This is a genomic window from Gemmatimonadaceae bacterium (assembly GCA_030647905.1).
Taxonomy (GTDB): Bacteria; Gemmatimonadota; Gemmatimonadetes; order Gemmatimonadales; family Gemmatimonadaceae; genus UBA4720.
Genome location: JAUSJA010000019.1, coordinates 15,760 through 33,308 on the forward strand (window position 1 = coordinate 15,760; position 17,549 = coordinate 33,308).

A 17,549-nucleotide genomic window follows, 5' to 3' on the forward strand; every position below is an offset into this window, starting at 1 on the left:
TACAGACTTGCCGTCTTCCGCTGATGTTCGCACTCCCCCCGCACCGGCGACCGGGAAGCTGGGCATTCTTACGCCCGGACTCGGCGCCGTCGCCACGACCTTCATGGCTGGCGTGGAGAGCGTAAGGCGCGGCTATGCCAGGCCCATCGGGTCGCTCACGCAGATGGCGACGATACGCCTCGGCAAGCGCACCGACAACCGATCCCCGCTGATACGCGACTTCGTTCCGCTCGCCAGCCTCGACGACATCGTTTTCGGCGCGTGGGATCCGATTCCCGACGACGGGTACACCGCGGCCCGCAAGGCGGGCGTTCTCAACGAGAAGGATCTCGAGAAGGTCGCCGACTTCATGAAGGCCATCAAGCCGATGCCGGCGGTTTTCGACAACCACTACGTCACCCGCATTCACGGATCCAACGTCAAGCAGGGAAAGAACAAGCGCGATCTCGCCGAGCAGCTGCGACAGGACATCCGCGACTTCAAGGCGAAGAACGGTCTCGACCGGCTGGTCATCGTGTGGTGCGCATCCACCGAGATATTCATCCGCCCCGGTCCGCAGCACGCGACGCTTGAAGCGTTCGAGAAGGCGATGGACGAGAGCGACGAAGCAATCGCACCGTCCATGCTCTACGCGTACGCGGCGATCATGGAGAACGTGCCGTTCTGCAACGGCGCGCCGAATCTGTGCGTTGACATTCCCGCGCTGACGAAGCTGGCGATCGACCGCGGCGTTCCGGTCTCGGGCAAGGATTTCAAGACCGGCCAGACGTGGCTGAAGACCGTCATCGCGCCGGGCATCAAGGCGCGCATGCTCGGTCTCGCGGGCTGGTACAGCACGAACATCCTCGGCAACCGCGACGGAGAAGTGCTGGACGATCCGGCATCGTTCAAGACGAAGGAGGAGTCCAAGCTTTCCGTGCTGCACACGATTCTTCAGCCCGAGCTGTATCCCGAGCTGTACAAGGATTTCTCGCACGTCGTGCGGATCAACTACTATCCGCCGCGCGGCGACAACAAGGAAGGCTGGGACAACATCGACATCGTCGGCTGGATGAATTATCCGATGCAGATCAAGGTCAACTTCCTCTGCCGCGATTCCATTCTTGCCGCGCCGATCGCTCTCGATCTCGCTCTCTTCTCCGACTTCGCGCACCGCGCGGGCATGAAGGGCATCCAGGAGTGGCTCTCGTTCTACTACAAGAGTCCGATGACGGCCGAGGGGCTCCAGCCCGAGCATGACCTGTTCATTCAGCAGACCAAGCTCAAGAACACTCTTCGCTTTCTGATGGGCGAAGACCAGATAACGCACCTCGGACTGGAGTACTACGCGTGATCTTGTCGCGGGCAAGCGGCATCCGGCTGGCCGGCGTGCTGCTCGCCGCGGCGCTCGCGGCCGGGTGCAAGCCGAACGCGAGGATTCTCGACAACCGGCAATGGTCGGACAGCTTTGCGTTCCGCATTACGGTTGATCCGATGCCTCCTCGCGCGATCGAGGATGCGAGGTACAGGATCGTCGTGCAGGACAAGAAGACCGGAGAGCCCATCGAGACGGGAGAGGGAAGGATCTTCGCGACGAGCTCTGACGGCGCGAATACCGACGATGGGTTCCAGAAGGGAAAGGAAGTCGGCACCTATTACGGGCGCCTCTTTTTCCCGACCTCCGGTGACTGGGCGATGGCGCTTCAGTTCAGGCGTGACTCCACGCAGAAACTGGAGAAGGTGGATTGGGTTCAGACGGTGAACAACGCAACAGCACAGTAGCAGATACATGCGCCATTTTTTCAGAACGCAGCTCACGCCGGCGGACGTTCTCGGTGTGGCGGACATTTTCTTTCCGCAGCTCCCGCTCGAGCGGTCCGCGCACACGGCCCGCTCGCGCACTTTTTCCGGATTGTTGGGCACGCTTCAGCTCACGGTGAAAAAGGAAGGGGGGCATTACACATTCGTCGAGGTCAGTACTGACCAGATGGGGGAGAGCCGCCTCGACCGCAACGCGAAGCGGTTCTTCGTCGAGCTGCATCGCACGTCGGATCCCGCTCACAAGCTCGAAGCAGCTTACTGAGCCCGTGCTGACCGAGGAGCGATATCTCGCCTCTCTCGAGGAGGCGAGGTCGACCTGGTGGAGCTCGCGCAACTTCGACACGTGGAAGCGGCTGTACGCCGGCGAGTATCAGCGGGGCTTTCTCGTCATTGACACGCTTCGCCGCTATGCGCCCGAATTTTGCGTCGCGGGCTCGGCCGTGCTGGATGTCGGCTGCGGCGACGCCGGCGCGCTCATCGCATTCGCCGAAGAGGGCGCGACGTGCGCGGGTATCGAGTGCTTCGACAAGAGCCTCGAACGCGGGCGCCTTCGCGCCGCCGATCATGGCGTGGACGTGGATCTGCGGAAGGGGATCGCGGAATCCATTCCGTTCCCTGATGCGAGCTTCGATCTCGTTACGCTCGACAACGTGCTCGAGCATGTCGGCGACCGCGAGCTCACGTTGCGCGAGGTACGACGCGTGCTGAAGCCGGGCGGACTCCTGTACATGGTCACACCCAAGCCGTTCTCGGTGTACAGTCTGTGGAACGATCCGCATTACGATCTCGCCGGTCTCGTTCTCATGCCCCGCAGAACGCAGATCTGGTACTTCGAGAAGATTCGCGGAGGCGGCTCCGGCACGTATGACGTTGGCGTGATTCCCACGCGGCGCGCGATCAGAAAGCTGCTCGACGCAGCCGGGTTTCGCATCACCGTGGCGCCGCGCGAGCTCTGGATCAACTACCTGCGTGACCGCGTATCGCGGCCCGAAGAAGTGCGGCCGGGCATCAAGCGGCGCATGGCGGCGTGGATATCGAGCCGCCGCTGGCCGTTCGAGAATCCGGCGATGCGCTGGATCTGGGACGTCGGCGTGGGATCGAACTTCATCATCGCGAGGGCGTCGTAGTTGGTGCCGACGGTGCCGACGGTGCTGCACGTGATTTATGACGATCTGTCGAATCCCTGGGTCGGCGGCGGTGGCGCCGTGCGCGTGCGCGAGCTCTATCGGCGGCTCGAGGGTCGGGTTGATGTCACGGTCGCGACGGGGAACTTCCCCGGAGCGCGGGACGAAGTCATTGACGGCATCAGGTACAAGCGACTGGGCTCGCCGCGTCCCTACGCGTGGAGCCGGCTGACGTGGGGGCGCGAGGTCAACAGGCTGCTGCGGACCGCGCCGTACGACGCGGCGATCTTCGATTTCTCCGGATACAGTCCCGTCTTTCTTCCGCGCGACCGGCCGACGGGAGTGACAGTGCATCACACCAGTCAGCCGACGGCCCGCCACCGGTGGGGCGCCGTGCTGGCGCTCGCGCTCGGCAGAATCGAACGGACAATGATGCGTCGGGCCCGGAGGGCGAGCGCGACGTCGCTCGCTTCGCGCGAGACGATCGCTCGCGTCGCCCCGGAACTGCCCGTGGATATTGTCGGCGCGGGAGTCCCGGAAGCGCTCTTCACGCTCACGCGGCGGCCTGGCGAATTTCTGCTCTACTTCGGCCGGCTCGACGTATTCCACAAGGGGCTCGACACTCTGCTCGAGGCGATCGCACTGCTTGCGCGGGAGCGGCCGGGCATCGAGCTGCGCATCGCCGGCAGAGGGAACGGAGCGGAGCGTATCGCCGCTCTGGTGCGCGCGCTCGGAATCGAGGACAACGTGCGCATGCTCGGGGCGGTGACGGACGAGCAGCGCGACGAGCTGTTTGCCGAAGCGGCGGTGCAGCTGATGCCGTCGCGGTTCGAGGGTTTCGGACTCGCGGCGGCGGAAGCGATGGCGGCGGGAGTTCCGCTCGTCGCGAGCTCGGCGGGATCGCTTCCCGAGGTCGTAGACGCGCCGCGAGGCGGAGTCCTGGTTCCGCCAGGCGACCCTCGCGCACTCGCCGACGCAGCGGGCCGCCTGCTCGACGATCCGGCCGCGCGGTCCGCCCTCTCCGAGTCGGCGCGGCAGTCAGCGCGCCGGTTCAGCTGGTCAGCGGTAGCCGAGGCGCATCTGGAGTTCATCAGACGCATTGCGGCGACGGCCGCGACACCACATCTCACGACATGAACAAGGCACCACACGAATCCGCCGCCCGCGCGGAAACGAGCAACGGCGCGACAGCACGAGGCGGGCTCGGCAGGGAACAGCTGCTCGATCTCTACTATTACATGCGCCTCACACGGTCGCTCGAGGAGCGGCTGGCCAACCTGTACCGGCAGACGAAAGTCGTCGGCGGCCTGTTTCGATCGCTCGGCCAGGAAGCGGACGCGGTGGGAAGCGCATACGCGCTCGACCGGTCGAAGGGAGACATTCTTTCACCGCTCATCCGCAACCTCGGGTCAATGCTGGTGCAGGGCGCGCGGCCGGTCGAAATCATCAAGCAGTACATGGCGAAGGGCGACTCGCCCACGCGGGGCCGCGAGCTCAACATCCACTACGGCGATCTGGTGCGCGGCTTCATCGGACAGATTTCACAGCTGGGCGACATGGTGCCGGTGATGGCCGGCGTCACGCTTTCGTTCAGGATGCGCGGCGAGGATCGCGTTGGCCTCGTCTATGTTGGCGACGGAGCGACATCTACCGGCGCGTTTCACGAGGGCATCAATTTCGCGGCCGTGCAGCGGTGTCCGCTTGTCGTCGTAGTCGAGAATAACGGATACGCGTACTCGACTCCGCTTTCGAAGCAGACGGCGGCGAAGCAGATGATTGACAAGGCGATCGGCTACGGCGTTGCGTCGGAACAGGCCGACGGAAACGACGTCGTCGCGACGTACGAGGCGACGAAGCGCGCTGTGGACCGCGCCCGCGCCGGCGGAGGTGTCACGCTGGTCGAGCTGATCACGTACCGGCGAAAGGGGCACGCCGAGCACGACAATCAGTCCTATGTGCCGGCTGGCGAGATCGAGCGGTGGGCGACGACTAACGATCCGATTGACCGCTTCGCTCGCGTGCTCTCGAGCGATCACGGCGTGGCGGCGTCGGAGCTGGAGGCGATAGACGCGCGCATCACGGCCGAGATAGACAGCGCGACCGATATAGCGGACGCGTCGCCGATGCCGGAGCCGGCCGACGCACTGGTGGGGATCTACGCCGATCCGCCCGCGGAGAAGCCGCTCTGGTTCCGCGAAGGCGTTCGCGCCGCGGTAGAAGTGAACGAGCGCCCGTCGAGCTGGGGGACGCACGATGTCTGAGATCACGTATCTGGAAGCGATCCGCGAAGGTCTGGCGGAAGAGATGGAGCGCGACGCCAACGTCTTCTGCCTGGGCGAGGACATCGGCGCGTACGGCGGCGCTTTCAAGGTCACCGAGGGGCTGCAGTCACGGTTCGGGGAAGCGCGCGTGATAGATACGCCGATCTCCGAGGCGGGAATCATCGGCGCGGCCGCTGGTGCCGCGCACATGGGATTGCGTCCGGTCTGCGAGATGCAATTCATTGACTTCATCTCGTGCGGATACGACATGCTCACCAACTACGTCGCGACGGCCCGATACCGCGCGATGCTGCCGTGCCCGATGGTGGTGCGCGGACCGAGCGGGGGATACGTGCGCGGCGGTCCGTTTCACTCGCAGAATCCGGAAGCGGCATTCCTGCACACTCCGGGTCTCAAGATCGTCTACCCGGCGACGGCAAGCGACGCGAAGGGGCTCATCAAGGCGGCGATTCGCGATGAGGACTGTGTCCTTTTCTTCGAGCACAAGTATCTCTACCGCAGGATCAAGGAGACGATGCCCGAGGGCGATCACATCACTCCAATCGGCAAGGCGCGCACGGCTCGCGAAGGGAAGGATGTGTCCATCATCACCTACGCGGCGACGGTCTGGAAGTCGCTCGAGGCGGCCGAACAGCTCGAGCGCGAGGACGGGCTGTCTGTCGAAGTGATCGATCTGCGCTCGCTCGCACCGATGGATGACGACGCGATCGTGGCGACTGTGAGAAAGACGAATCGAGTGCTCATCGTGCACGAGGACACGAGGACCGGCGGTGTGGCGGGTGAGATCACGGCGCGCATCAACGAGCTGGCGTTCGAATGGCTCGATGCGCCCATCCTGCGCGTCACGGCGGCCGACGTCCCGTTGCCGTACTCGCCGCCGCTCGAGGATTACGTGCTGCCGCAGACGAACGACATTGTGAAGGCGGTCCGTCGCCTGGCGGCTTACTGATGCCGCCAGTGGACGACGAAGACAGGACGGCCCGGTACGTCGGAGTAGGCTGCGTGACGGCCGTTGCCGGGTTCTTCAGCGGAGGCATGATCGGCGTCTTCGTGGCGAAGATGGTGGGGAGCATCAGGGGCTGCCAGCCGGCTACCGACCTCCCGGCGTGCGATTGGCACGTGTATGCCGGTATCGGTATGTTGATTGGTGTTCTGACGCTTCCGGTCATCGCGCTGATCAAGTTGCGGCGCGGCGACTCGGCGACAAGCAAATCGGATTAGGAGATCGCGGTGGCGCTCGTAGACATAATCATGCCCCAGATGGGTGAATCCATCGCGGAGGGCACTCTCTCGAAGTGGCTCAAGAAGGTCGGCGATGAGGTCAGGCGCGACGAGCCGATCTTCGAGATTTCGACCGACAAGGTGGATGCGGAGATTCCGGCGTCGTCGGCCGGTGTGATCACCGAGATCATCGTCAAGGAAGGCGAGACGGTCGCGGTGCAGACTGTGGTTGCGCGGCTGGAGACGGAGAAGGGTGCCGCGACGGCAGCTGCGGCCTCGGCGCCGGCAGCTGTTTCATCGCAGGCATCCGCTGGGGCCCCCCCCCCGAAGAGCGAATCTACGCCCGCGACTGCAACAGTGCAGAAGCAATCCGCCGCCCCTGCGCCCGCATCCCCGCGCGGTAACGGCGACTCCTTCGAGGAGCGCGTTCGCACGCGCTCGTCACCGCTCGTCCGCAGGATCGCAGCCGAGCACGGTCTCGATATCGGCGCCCTTCAGGGCACCGGGGTCGCCGGGCGTGTAACACGCAAGGATATCGTCGGATTCATCGAGTCCGGTGCGGCGCAGCCGACCGGGCGCACGGCGTCCATGCACGCCCCCGGCGGCGTGCCCTTCGAAGTGCCGTACGCCCCGCTCCCCGAGCCATGGCCCGGGGACACGGTCGAGCAGATGTCGAAGATGCGCGGACTCATCAGCGATCACATGGTCGCGTCCCGTCGCACATCCGCGCACGTCACGTCCTTCATGGAAGTGGACCTCAGCCGTGTCGCGCGTATTCGCTCGCGCAAGCGGGCGGAGTTCGAGGCGTCCACCGGCCATAAGCTGACCTACCTGCCTTTCATCATCAGCAGCGTCGTGAAGGGAATCAAGGCATTCCCGATCATGAACTCGTCGGTGGCGGGCAGAAACATCATCTATCGCAAGCCGATCAACATCGGGGTCGCGGTCGCGCTCGACTGGGGGCTCATCGTTCCGGTCATCAAACACGCCGAGGACCTTTCGCTCGGCGGACTCACGAAGACTCTGAACGACCTCGCGTCGCGCGCGCGCGCCAAGAAGCTGTCGCCGGAAGAGGTGCAGGACGGCACTTTCACGATCACGAATCCCGGAGTATTCGGATCGCTGATGGGCGCGCCGATCATCAACCAGCCGCAGGTCGCGATCATGGGGATCGGCGCCATCGAGAAGCGCCCCAAGGTGATCCCCGGTGCCGACGGCGAAGACACGATTGCGATCCGCACGTGCTGCTACTTCTCGATTTCGTTCGATCACCGCATCATTGATGGTGCGGTCGCCGACCAGTTCCTCGCCTTCGTCAAGAAGACGCTCGAGGAATTCCCCGAGAGCGGAGTCTGAGATGGCGCGCGTGCTGACGATCCAGCGAACGACAGTGCCCGCTTTGGAGCGAGAGCGCTACTTCGAGCGCCTTCGCGCGTGCCGAAGCCATTACACGGCCGCCAACTGCAGGTTCTGGGTATGCGAGGAGAACCGTCTCACCGGCGCCTTCATCGAATTCACCGAAGCCGAAGACGAGACGACGCTCACGGTGGCCCACGCCAACTCACCGCACCGGATTCTCGACTCCGCGCGGATCTATCGCGAAACGGAGATCGGCACCAATGCCGGCTAGAATCATCAGCATTGACGGAAACGACTGGAGCGTCTACCCCTCCGGCTACATCACGCAGTACGATCAGGACGAGTTCGGCCTCTTCTTCGCCCGCGGAACCGGCAAGGCCCGTGAGGTCCGCGTGACACGCTATTCGCCGCAGGGCACGCGGTCGCGCGAGCAGTCGTTCGCCGAACTTTCCGACGAGCGCCTGCTCTCACTCTTTCAGCAATCCCAGCCGAGCTTCACTTCGCCCGAGGCCGGCTACAGGCAGTGATGCCTGATGGCGCGACCGCGAGGCCGCCGGGCGAGGTCGATCTGCACATGCATTCGACCGCATCGGACGGTGCACTCGCTCCCGCCAAAGTCGTGGATGCGGCCCGCGCCGTCGGCCTTTCGGCCATCGCGCTGACCGATCACGATACGCTCGCCGGCGTCGCCGAAGCCGAGACCGCCGCTGCCCCGTTCGGGATTCGCGTCGTCACCGGCGTGGAACTGAGCGCGCACGACGGAGCGAAGGAGATTCATCTGCTCGCCTTGCATGTATCGCGGCCCTCGGTGATCGAGTCGCGGCTCTCCGGATTTCGGGACGCGCGCGAAACACGCGCACGCGACATCGTGGACAAGCTTCGCCGCCTCGGCGTGAACGTGGACCTGCAGGCGGTGATGGAAGAGGCGGCCGGCGGCGCCGTCGGGAGACCACACGTTGCGCGCGCGCTCATCCGCGGAGGACATGTCCGGGATACGCGCGAAGCGTTCGATCGATTCCTCGGAGCGGGCCGGCCCGGGTTCATGCCCAAGGCGCGTCTCGACGTGAGTGAGGCGATCACACTCGCGCACTCGGCCGGCGCGATTGCGATCTGGGCGCATCCGGGGCAGGAAGGGCGAAGGGAGCGGCTCGAGCCGCTCGTGAGCCATGGCCTCGACGGCGTCGAGGTCCGGCACCCGAGTCACAACGCCGAAGACATCAAGCGGCTCGGTGCGTTGTGCGATTTCTTCGGCCTCGTTCCCAGCGGGGGATCGGACTGGCACGGGTCGGGCGAAGGCCAGCGCACGATCGGTTGCATGCACATTCCCCCCGCGTGGCTGTATCAGCAGGACGTGGTCGTCGCCAGACGGGCGGCCGAGGAGGTCGCGTGAAGCTCGACGGCCGCATCGCGATCGTGACCGGCGGCGGTCATCGCGTCGGACGCGTGCTTGCGGTCGCGCTCGGCCGCGAGCGGATGACAGTCGCCGTTCATTACAACTCGGCCGCGTCCGGCGCTATCGAGACGGTGAGGCTGATCGAGGCGGAGGGAGGGAAGGGCGCGACGTTTAAATGCGACCTGTCCACGCATGACGGACCGGCGGAGCTGATTCGCGCGGTTGTGTCGTCGCTCGGCATTCCGCACGTGGTGATCAATTCGGCGGCGGTCATGACACGGCAGGCGTTCGGTCAGATTTCGATGGAGGATTGGGACAGGACGATGAATCTCAATCTTCGCGCTCCATTCTTCGTCAGCCAGGCGGCCGCGGCGGCGATGGCCGATGGGGGCGCCATCGTGAACATTTCCGACCTCGCGGCGTTCGAGAACTGGCCCGGCTATGTGCCGCACTCGATATCCAAGGCGGGTGTGGTGAAAATGACGCGGGCGCTTGCCCGCGTGCTCGCGCCAGCGATCCGGGTGAACGCGATCGCGCCCGGCGCCGTGTTGCTCCCCGACGAGTGGGACGAATCTGCCGGGAAGCGTCTCGCCGATACGACACCGCTTCAGCGACTGGGGAATCCGCAGGACGTGGTCAACGCGATGCTGTATCTGCTGCGCTCCGATTTCGTGACCGGCGAGACCCTCATCGTGGACGGCGGGCGGCACATCCGCAAATGACATGCGGGTTTCCGGCATCCGGGTTTCCGGCATCCGGGTTTCCGGCGCTGACATGCCCCGCCTCTTGAATTAGGATTCAGCACCGACTGACTACCCAAAGAGAGCACGAACTTGTCCGAAAGCCGTGACTATGATCTGATAATCGTTGGCGCCGGCCCTGCCGGCATGACTGCCGCGCTTTACGCCGGCCGGTCCATGCTGAAGACTGTGGTGCTCGAACGCGGCGCGTCCGGAGGTGAGCTCCTCAATACAGAGGTCATCGAGGACTATCCCGGATTCGAGCATATCGAAGGCTGGGACCTGGCGCAGAAGTTCGAGAGCCACGCGAAGAAATTCGGAGCCGAGTTCCAGCAGGAAACGGTGATCACGCTCGAGAAGCTGGAAGACGGTATGTTCGAGGCGACCACCGACAGCGGCGCGATCTACCGCTCGAAGACTGCGATCATCACCTCCGGCGGCACGCCGATCAAGCTCAACGTCCCAGGCGAGATGGAATATGCCGGCAAGGGAGTGAGCTACTGCGCGATCTGCGACGGCGCGTTCTTCCGCGGACACACGATCGCCGTCGTTGGCGGCGGTGACGCGGCCGTCGAGGAGAGTGCTTTCCTCACGCGCTACGCCGAAAAAGTCTACCTCATCCACCGCCGCTACGAGCTTCGCGCCTCGAAGATTCTCCAGAAGCGTCTGTTCGAGAATCCGAAGATCGAGGTCATCTGGAACTCGATGGTGGAGAGGATCGAGGGCGACGCGCAGGGGCTGATGAACAACGTCGTGCTGCGCGACGTGAACACGCACGAGACGCGCGATCTCACCGCCACCGGAATCTTCATCTTCATCGGCTTCCGCCCGAATACCGGAATCATCAAGGGACACGCCGATCACGACGAGATGGGATATCTCCGCACCGACATGAACATGGAGACATCCATCAAGGGTCTCTTCGCTGCCGGGGACGTGCGCGTTCAGCTGACGCGCCAGGTAACCACCGCGGCGGGCGACGGAACGACCGCCGCGATCGCCGCGGAGAAATATCTTGTGGCCATGCGGTCCGCCGGTGACGAGCCGGAGATAGTGGCTACCGGGGGCTACGCGGTTTGATCGTCACGCGGATCACAATCGGCGCGTTTCAGGAGAACTGCTACATCGTCGGGGATCCCGACGGCGACACTGTCGCGATCGTGGATCCCGGCAGCGAAGGTGAGCGCATCATCGCTGTGGTCGAGAAGATGGGAAAAACGCCCGAGGCGATCTGGATCACGCACGCCCACGTGGATCACATCGGCGCCATTGCGCCTCTGAAACGGCGCTGGGACGTTCCCGTATGGCTCCATCCGCTCGACCAGCCGTTGTACCGGGTCGGTGGGAGGCAGGCGCAGCTCTACGGCATTCCATATGACGAGCCACCGACGCCTGACCGCGAATTCGCGGACGGCGGGACGGTGACGCTCGGCGAACTCGAGCTCACGGTCATGCATGCGCCCGGGCACTCCCCCGGCCACGTCGTCCTCCACGGACACGGGCATGCGCTCGTCGGTGACTGTCTTTTCGCGGGCTCCATCGGAAGAACGGATCTGCCGTTCTCCAACCCGGCGCATCTCGAAACGTCGCTCCGCCGGATCGCCGCACTGCCAACTGAAACTGTGGTATGGCCCGGCCACGGCGACAGCACGACGATTGGAGAGGAGCGAGTCTCCAATCCGTTTCTGAACGGCTCGGCGAGAATCGTCCGCGCCCAATGAACCTGAACTGAATTCCTTCGATGACCGATAACACAAGAATGGAAAAGGACCCGCTCGGCCAGCTGCCGGTCCCATCCGATGCCCTGTATGGCGTGCAGACACTTCGCGCCGTGCAGAATTTCCCGATCAGCGGACTGAAGCCGCTGCCATCCTTCGTTGACGCCACCGTTCGGATCAAGCGGGCCGCGGCGGTGACGCACAAGAAAACCGGCCGGCTCGACGCGCGCCTGGCCGACGCCATCATCCAGGCGGCGGATGAGGTTCTCTCCGGGCAGCATCGCGAGCACTTCGTGGTGGATCCGTATCAGGCCGGCGCCGGCACTTCGCACAACATGAACTGCAACGAAGTGCTGGCGAACCGTGCCAACGAGATACTCGGCGGCAATCGCGGCGAGTACAAGCCGGTGCATCCGAACGATCACGTCAACATGGCGCAGTCCACCAACGACGTGATTCCGACCGCGATCCGTGTGGCGTCCGTCACCGAGCTGCCGAATCTGAAGAAGGCATTCGACAATCTCATCGCGGCGCTCGAGGCGAAGGGACGCGAGTTCGACGACGTCATCAAGTCCGGCCGCACGCACCTGCAGGACGCGATGCCCATCCGCCTTGGCCAGGAGTTCACCGCATATGCGGGCACGCTGCGTCGCGGCCTGCAGAGAGTGGAGGAAGCGGCCAACTATCTTCGCGACCTGGGAATCGGCGGCAGCGCCGTCGGGACCGGCGTGAACGTCGAGCCGGAATACCCCGCGATCATGGTGCGCGAGCTGGCCGCCTCGACGGGGGTCGAGCTCCGCGAAGGGAAGGACCGCATCCAGCTCATGCAGAGCATGGGCGACGCTGCGGCATTCAGCGCGCAGCTCAGGGTGCTGGCGCTCGATCTGAGCAAGATCGCGAGCGATCTCCGGCTTCTCGCGAGCGGGCCACGCACCGGGTTCGACGAGGTGCGCCTCCCGGCGGTTCAGCCCGGCTCGTCCATCATGCCGGGAAAGGTGAATCCCTCCATCGCCGAGATGGTGAACCAGGTCTGCTTCCAGGTCGTGGGCAACGATGCCTGCGTGTCGGTTTCGGCCGAGCATGGTCAGCTCGAACTGAACGTGATGATGCCGGTGATCGCCCACAACATCCTGTTCTCGATGCGCATTCTCACCAATGCAGCCGAAACGTTCGCGGAGCGTTGCGTGAAGGGGATCGAGGCGAACGCGGAGCAGTGCGCGTACTGGGTGGAGCGCTCAGCCGCGCTCGCGACGGCGCTGGCGCCGCAGATCGGCTATGCAAAGGCCGCCGAGATCAGCAAGCAATCGGTGAAGGAGAACGTCCTGATCCGCGAGCTGGTGAAGCGGGAGCACATTCTGCCCGACGCGGAGATTGACGAAGCGCTCGACCTTCGGAAGATGACGGAGATCGGCGTGCCGGGCGGGGCGCACGGCGGAGCGTCCGCCGGCTGATCCGGCTGATCCGGGCTTGTCACCGGGCTTGTCACCGGGCTTGTCGCCGGGCGCCTCGTCGCCTATCCTCCTGATATGCGCATTACGACATGGGCCGAGTACGGCGTCATCTGCGCGCTCCATCTCGCGAAGCGCGCCAGCACCGGTCCGGTAACGGGCCGCGACATCGCTGCCCAGGAGCGCCTCCCGGCGGACTACGTCGAGCAGATCCTGCTGCGCCTCCGGCGCGCGGGCGTAATTACGAGCACGCGCGGCGCGCGCGGCGGCTACATGCTGTCGAGGCCTCCGGAAGAGATCTCGATTCGCGCCGTCATCCACGCGTCGGAGCTCGAGACGTTCGATCTCCACTGCGTGAGTCATCCGGTGGAGACCGACCGGTGCTCGGCGTCGCACAGCTGCAGCATCAGACCGGTGTGGGTTCTGCTCCAGACCAAGATTGACGCTGTGCTGGAGAGCGTCTGCATCGCCGATCTGCTGCACGACGAGCCGGCGGTGCGGGAGCGGGTGGGACTTCCGATCCTCGAGCACGTATAGCCCCCCTGTTCGGGCCACGAAACGAAAGCGGCGAGTGATCCAGTGATCACTCGCCGCTTCGTTCGTCTATGTGCCGAAGGGGGGACTCGAACCCCCACGGGCTTGCACCCACTGGCTCCTGAAGCCAGCGCGTCTACCAGTTCCACCACTTCGGCGTCGTTGAATCCAACTTAGACGGCGCTCAAAGTGAAGTCAACGTAAAAACCCTTTCTCATACCGTGCATCGCTTCTAACTTGCGCGGTAGTCATCATGGCAGAGATAACGGAGAAGCCGGAGCGTCAGTCCATCGCGCGGAACAAGCGCGCGAAACACGACTATCACATCCTCGACACGTGGGAAGCGGGAATAGTGCTGACGGGCAGTGAAGTGAAGTCGTTGCGCAACGGCAAGGCGAACATCTCCGACGCCTATGGCATCGTGAAGGATGGCGAAGTGCATCTCCTCAATCTGCACATCGCGCCGTACGAGCAGGCGAGTCATTTCAATCACGAGCCCACACGCACGCGCAAGCTGCTGCTGCACAAGCGCGAGATCCGGAAGATGATCGGGTCGGTGGAGAGGCAGGGCCTCACGCTCGTGCCGCTGGAGCTCTACTTCAGGAAAGGGAAGGCGAAGGTGGTCATTGGTCTCGGGCGCGGAAAGAAGCTCTACGACAAGCGTGCGGACGAGAAGCGCCGTGATGACGAGCGCGACATGCAGCGGGCCGTAAGAACGCGATGATCGGCGCGCTGCTCCTGTTCCTTCAGACAGCCGCGGCGACGCCGGTGAACCTGGTTGTGCGTCAGGGAGATGCGGTCAGGGTGGTGCCGACCATTCCGACGGTGAGCGGCACGTACGTGCGTGCCGATCTCCTCGCCCTGGCGCTCGGCGGATCTGCCGGCGACTCTCCCGGTGGGCGGTATCGCATCTCCCTCGGGGAATCGCGCATCGAGATGATCGAGGGCGTTCCCTTCCTGCGCACAGATGCGGGGGTCGTGCCGGTTCTCATGCCGCCGCTCCGGTCCGGCCGGACGTTTCTCGTGCCGTATCAGGTGGTGACGTCGGTGATCCCGCGGTTCGCCACGGGATTCAACTATGACGCGGCCAACGGAGAGTTGAGGATTTTCTCGACCGCGGCGCGGCGTGTGGTGGACGCTCCACGGGCGGCGTCGAGCGATGGCCTGTCCGTGCCGCCGTCGGAGCCGGCCACGCCGTCGCGTCGGCGCCGGTCGGAACGCCGGCTCGTCGTGATGGACGCCGGCCACGGAGGCCCCGACAACGGAATGACCGGGCCCATTGGTCCGGGACCACGTATCGTCGAGAAGCAGGTCACACTGGCAGTGGCGAAGCTTGTCGCGCAGGAGCTGAGGGACGCAGGTGTGGATGTGCTCATGACACGCACCACCGACACGCTCATTGCGCTCTCCGACCGCGGACGAATCGCCAATCGCAACAAGGGCGATCTGTTCGTCTCCGTGCATGTCAACGCGACTGGCTCGCGCGGCCCGACCGGCGCGCGCGAGCGGGGCTACGAGACGTACTTCCTCGCTGAAGCGAAGAGCGAGGATGCGAAACGCGTGGAGCGGATGGAAAACGAAGCGGTGAAATTCGAGACGGGAGCGAACGCCCCGAAGGGAGATCCGCTAAGCTTCATCATCAACGACATGGCGCAGAACGAGCACTTGCGCGAATCGAACGATCTCGCGGAGACGATCCAGAATGGGTTCAGGCGGTTCCACCCGGGGAAGGACCGCGGCGTCCAACAGGCCAATTTCGCGGTGCTCCGCGGCTCCTACATGCCGGCTGTCCTCGTGGAGATAGGGTTCGGCACCAACCCGTCAGAGGCGGCATATCTGACGGATCGCTCGAGCCAGGAGGAGATCGCGGCGAGCATCGCGCGCGGGGTTCTCGCGTACCTCGAGCACTACGACGCGCGCATCGGAGCAGGGACGCATTGACCTCCGGCGCGCCGGTCCTCACGGTCAACGCGGCATCCATCGAATTCCAGAATCCGGTACTTCTCGCCGCCGGCACGGCCGCGTATGGACGTGAGTTGATGGGCGTGATGGATCTCGACGCGCTCGGTGGGCTGGTGACGAAGGCGGTGAGCCCGGAGCCAAGAAAGGGGGCGCCGGCCCCGCGTGTGGCCGAGTTCGAGGGCGGGATGATCAACGCGGTGGGTCTCGCGAATCCCGGTCTCGACGCGGTGAAGCGTGACGAGTTGCCGTGGCTCGCCGAGAACGTGCATGCAGCGAGAGTGATAGTGAACGTCGTCGGGAGTGCGATCGAGGATTTCGCGATCGTAGTGGAGACGTTGAGCGACATGAAAACGGTGGATGCGTTCGAGCTGAACGTGAGCTGTCCCAATGTGAAGGCGGGAGGGATGGAGTTCGGCGCTGACCGCCACACCCTTTCCGCGCTCGTTGCGCGGGCGCGGGCGGCGACTGCGCGGCCGCTGTTCGTGAAGCTCTCTCCAACGCTGCCGTCCATCGCCGATACCGCGCGCACGGCGGTGGATGCGGGCGCTGATGGGATCACGCTGGTGAATACGATTCCGGGACTTGCGATAGATGTCGAGTCACGGCGTCCGGCGCTCGGATTCGGCGCCGGCGGTGTGAGTGGAGCGGGGCTTCTTCCGGTAGGTGTTCTCGCGGTGTGGAAGGTGAGCCGCGCTGTGCAGGTTCCACTGATTGGCGTGGGCGGTGTGACGCGCGGCACGGACGCGATCCAGTACCTGATGGCGGGCGCGTCCCTGGTCGCGATGGGGACGGCTGCGCTGCGCGATCCGCGCGCGCCGGAACGGGTCGTGGAAGAGATGCGCAGCTGGTGCGGCGCACATGGCGTCGCCGCGGTCGCCGAACTTGTCGGATCACTGGAGTGGCCGTCGTGACGGCAATTCCCATCGTCGCGCTGGATTTCCCGGACGCCCAGCGGGCGCTGACGCTGGTGCAGACTCTCGACGAGAAGTGCCGTTTCTACAAAGTGGGGAGCGAGCTGTTCACTGCGGGCGGAGCGGATGTCGTGCAGTGGCTGCGGGATACTGGCTGCGACGTTTTTCTGGATCTCAAGTTCCACGATATCCCGAATACGGTCGCGGGGGCGATGCGGCGGGTGGCGGACATGGGGGTTCGGCTCGCGACCGTGCATGCGTCGGGCGGGTCGAAGATGATGGACGCCGCGGTGAGGGCGGCGGGGTCGGATTGTGGTGTGCTTGCCGTGACGGTGCTGACGTCACTCGACGATGCCGCACTGGGTGAGGCATGGGGACGTGAAAGGGTGGACGTGGAGCACGAGGTGCTTCGGCTCGCGGAGCTGGCGCGGTCGTCGGGGGCGTACGGGATCGTATGCAGCGGCCAGGAGGCGCAGGCGGTGCACAGCAGGCATGGCGATGCGCTGAAGCTGCTTGTGCCGGGGATCCGGTTGCCGGGCGATCCGGCGGGAGATCAGGCGCGGATCGTGACGCCTGAGGCGGCAGTGGCAGCGGGAGCGACGTATCTGGTTCTGGGCAGGGCGGTGACCGCGGCGAAGGACCCCCGGGCGGCGATGGAGGCCGTGACGCAGAGTCTGCTGGTTTAGACCGAGGTTCGCGGCGGCCCCAAATCGGCCCGTGTCGTAGTGGGTCAGTTTCGAGCTGGCAAGATGGAGGCGAGCCACCCTGCGCGCCACTGAGACACAAGACACGGAGAAAAACGTTTAGAGGGAAAGGCGCTTCATTCCGTTGATTAGACTGCTCAAGTCCCCAGCAAAGACAATCTTCGTATGTCGATTCCAGCAATCCTGGTCCAAGATGCCGATGCACTTCTATCGCAGCGCCGATAATACGTTCCATGAGGCTCTCTGTCTCCCAATCACTCAGGCTCATATTCAATGGAGGCACTGAGCATCTCTTTTTTGCATGGCCGCGCAGTTCCCCCAGTAACCGTTTTCCTCCGTGCTCTTCGTGTCTT

Annotated in this window: 21 protein-coding genes and 1 tRNA gene; 21 read left to right on the forward strand and 1 reads right to left on the reverse strand. The window is 64.5% G+C overall.

Annotated features, from left to right (window positions below; translation table 11 throughout):
• The first annotated feature begins 7 nt into the window (after positions 1-7).
• From Q7S20_04195 to Q7S20_04275, 17 genes are all read left to right on the forward strand, one after another.
• Entirely contained in the window at positions 8-1,333 is a 1,326-nt protein-coding gene (locus tag Q7S20_04195; protein ID MDO8501026.1) for an inositol-3-phosphate synthase, read from the forward strand.
• A complete protein-coding gene (locus Q7S20_04200; GenBank protein MDO8501027.1) occupies positions 1,330-1,761 on the forward strand; it encodes a hypothetical protein in 432 nt (143 codons plus the stop codon). Before Q7S20_04195 ends, Q7S20_04200 begins: the two co-directional genes overlap by 4 nt.
• 7 nt (positions 1,762-1,768) lie before the next feature.
• Entirely contained in the window at positions 1,769-2,062 is a 294-nt protein-coding gene (locus Q7S20_04205) for a hypothetical protein (protein ID MDO8501028.1), read from the forward strand.
• 4 nt (positions 2,063-2,066) lie between these two features.
• Entirely contained in the window at positions 2,067-2,927 is an 861-nt protein-coding gene (locus Q7S20_04210; GenBank protein ID MDO8501029.1) for a class I SAM-dependent methyltransferase, read from the forward strand.
• Positions 2,928-2,930: 3 nt separating this feature from the next.
• Positions 2,931-4,061 carry a glycosyltransferase family 4 protein gene (locus tag Q7S20_04215; protein MDO8501030.1) on the forward strand — a complete coding sequence of 377 codons (1,131 nt, stop codon included), beginning with the start codon at positions 2,931-2,933 and terminating at the stop codon, positions 4,059-4,061.
• Positions 4,058-5,185 carry a thiamine pyrophosphate-dependent dehydrogenase E1 component subunit alpha gene (locus Q7S20_04220; GenBank protein MDO8501031.1) on the forward strand — a complete coding sequence of 376 codons (1,128 nt, stop codon included), beginning with the start codon at positions 4,058-4,060 and terminating at the stop codon, positions 5,183-5,185. Before Q7S20_04215 ends, Q7S20_04220 begins: the two co-directional genes overlap by 4 nt.
• Positions 5,178-6,155 (forward strand): alpha-ketoacid dehydrogenase subunit beta, encoded by a 978-nt coding sequence (locus Q7S20_04225; protein MDO8501032.1) that lies wholly within the window; start codon positions 5,178-5,180, stop codon positions 6,153-6,155. Before Q7S20_04220 ends, Q7S20_04225 begins: the two co-directional genes overlap by 8 nt.
• Positions 6,155-6,427, forward strand: coding sequence for a hypothetical protein (locus Q7S20_04230; protein MDO8501033.1), 273 nt, complete (start codon positions 6,155-6,157; stop codon positions 6,425-6,427). Before Q7S20_04225 ends, Q7S20_04230 begins: the two co-directional genes overlap by 1 nt.
• Positions 6,428-6,436: 9 nt before the next feature.
• Entirely contained in the window at positions 6,437-7,783 is a 1,347-nt protein-coding gene (locus Q7S20_04235) for a dihydrolipoamide acetyltransferase family protein (protein ID MDO8501034.1), read from the forward strand.
• A 1-nt stretch (position 7,784) separates the two neighbouring features.
• Positions 7,785-8,057, forward strand: coding sequence for a hypothetical protein (locus Q7S20_04240; protein ID MDO8501035.1), 273 nt, complete (start codon positions 7,785-7,787; stop codon positions 8,055-8,057).
• On the forward strand, positions 8,047-8,313 hold the full coding sequence (locus tag Q7S20_04245; GenBank protein ID MDO8501036.1) for a hypothetical protein: 267 nt from the start codon (positions 8,047-8,049) through the stop codon (positions 8,311-8,313). The genes Q7S20_04240 and Q7S20_04245 overlap by 11 nt, the downstream gene beginning before the upstream one ends.
• Entirely contained in the window at positions 8,313-9,176 is an 864-nt protein-coding gene (locus tag Q7S20_04250; protein ID MDO8501037.1) for a PHP domain-containing protein, read from the forward strand. Before Q7S20_04245 ends, Q7S20_04250 begins: the two co-directional genes overlap by 1 nt.
• Positions 9,173-9,901, forward strand: a complete 729-nt coding sequence (locus tag Q7S20_04255; GenBank protein MDO8501038.1) for an SDR family oxidoreductase — start codon at positions 9,173-9,175, stop codon at positions 9,899-9,901. Before Q7S20_04250 ends, Q7S20_04255 begins: the two co-directional genes overlap by 4 nt.
• 111 nt (positions 9,902-10,012) lie before the next feature.
• Complete coding sequence (gene trxB / locus Q7S20_04260) at positions 10,013-10,999, forward strand: thioredoxin-disulfide reductase (protein MDO8501039.1); 987 nt, start codon at positions 10,013-10,015, stop codon at positions 10,997-10,999.
• Entirely contained in the window at positions 10,996-11,640 is a 645-nt protein-coding gene (locus Q7S20_04265; protein MDO8501040.1) for an MBL fold metallo-hydrolase, read from the forward strand. The genes trxB and Q7S20_04265 overlap by 4 nt, the downstream gene beginning before the upstream one ends.
• Positions 11,641-11,660: 20 nt before the next feature.
• The gene (locus Q7S20_04270) at positions 11,661-13,088 is read left to right on the forward strand and encodes an aspartate ammonia-lyase (protein ID MDO8501041.1); all 1,428 of its coding nucleotides are present in this window, start codon (positions 11,661-11,663) and stop codon (positions 13,086-13,088) included.
• Positions 13,089-13,163: 75 nt separating this feature from the next.
• On the forward strand, positions 13,164-13,622 hold the full coding sequence (locus Q7S20_04275; protein MDO8501042.1) for an Rrf2 family transcriptional regulator: 459 nt from the start codon (positions 13,164-13,166) through the stop codon (positions 13,620-13,622).
• 71 nt (positions 13,623-13,693) lie between these two features.
• Here the strand turns inward: Q7S20_04275 and Q7S20_04280 are convergent.
• Positions 13,694-13,777, reverse strand: a tRNA-Leu gene (locus Q7S20_04280).
• Positions 13,778-13,872: 95 nt separating this feature from the next.
• On the opposite strand from Q7S20_04280, the gene smpB reads away from it, so the two are divergent.
• From smpB to pyrF, 4 genes are read left to right on the forward strand one after another with little or no spacing between them, the layout of a single operon-like run.
• Positions 13,873-14,343: an SsrA-binding protein SmpB gene (smpB, locus tag Q7S20_04285; GenBank protein ID MDO8501043.1), complete on the forward strand. Its 471-nt coding sequence runs from the start codon at positions 13,873-13,875 to the stop codon at positions 14,341-14,343.
• On the forward strand, positions 14,340-15,560 hold the full coding sequence (locus Q7S20_04290; protein MDO8501044.1) for an N-acetylmuramoyl-L-alanine amidase: 1,221 nt from the start codon (positions 14,340-14,342) through the stop codon (positions 15,558-15,560). Before smpB ends, Q7S20_04290 begins: the two co-directional genes overlap by 4 nt.
• Positions 15,557-16,492 (forward strand): dihydroorotate dehydrogenase, encoded by a 936-nt coding sequence (locus Q7S20_04295; GenBank protein MDO8501045.1) that lies wholly within the window; start codon positions 15,557-15,559, stop codon positions 16,490-16,492. The genes Q7S20_04290 and Q7S20_04295 overlap by 4 nt, the downstream gene beginning before the upstream one ends.
• Positions 16,489-17,178, forward strand: coding sequence for an orotidine-5'-phosphate decarboxylase (gene pyrF, locus Q7S20_04300; GenBank protein MDO8501046.1), 690 nt, complete (start codon positions 16,489-16,491; stop codon positions 17,176-17,178). Before Q7S20_04295 ends, pyrF begins: the two co-directional genes overlap by 4 nt.
• Positions 17,179-17,549 lie beyond the last annotated feature (371 nt).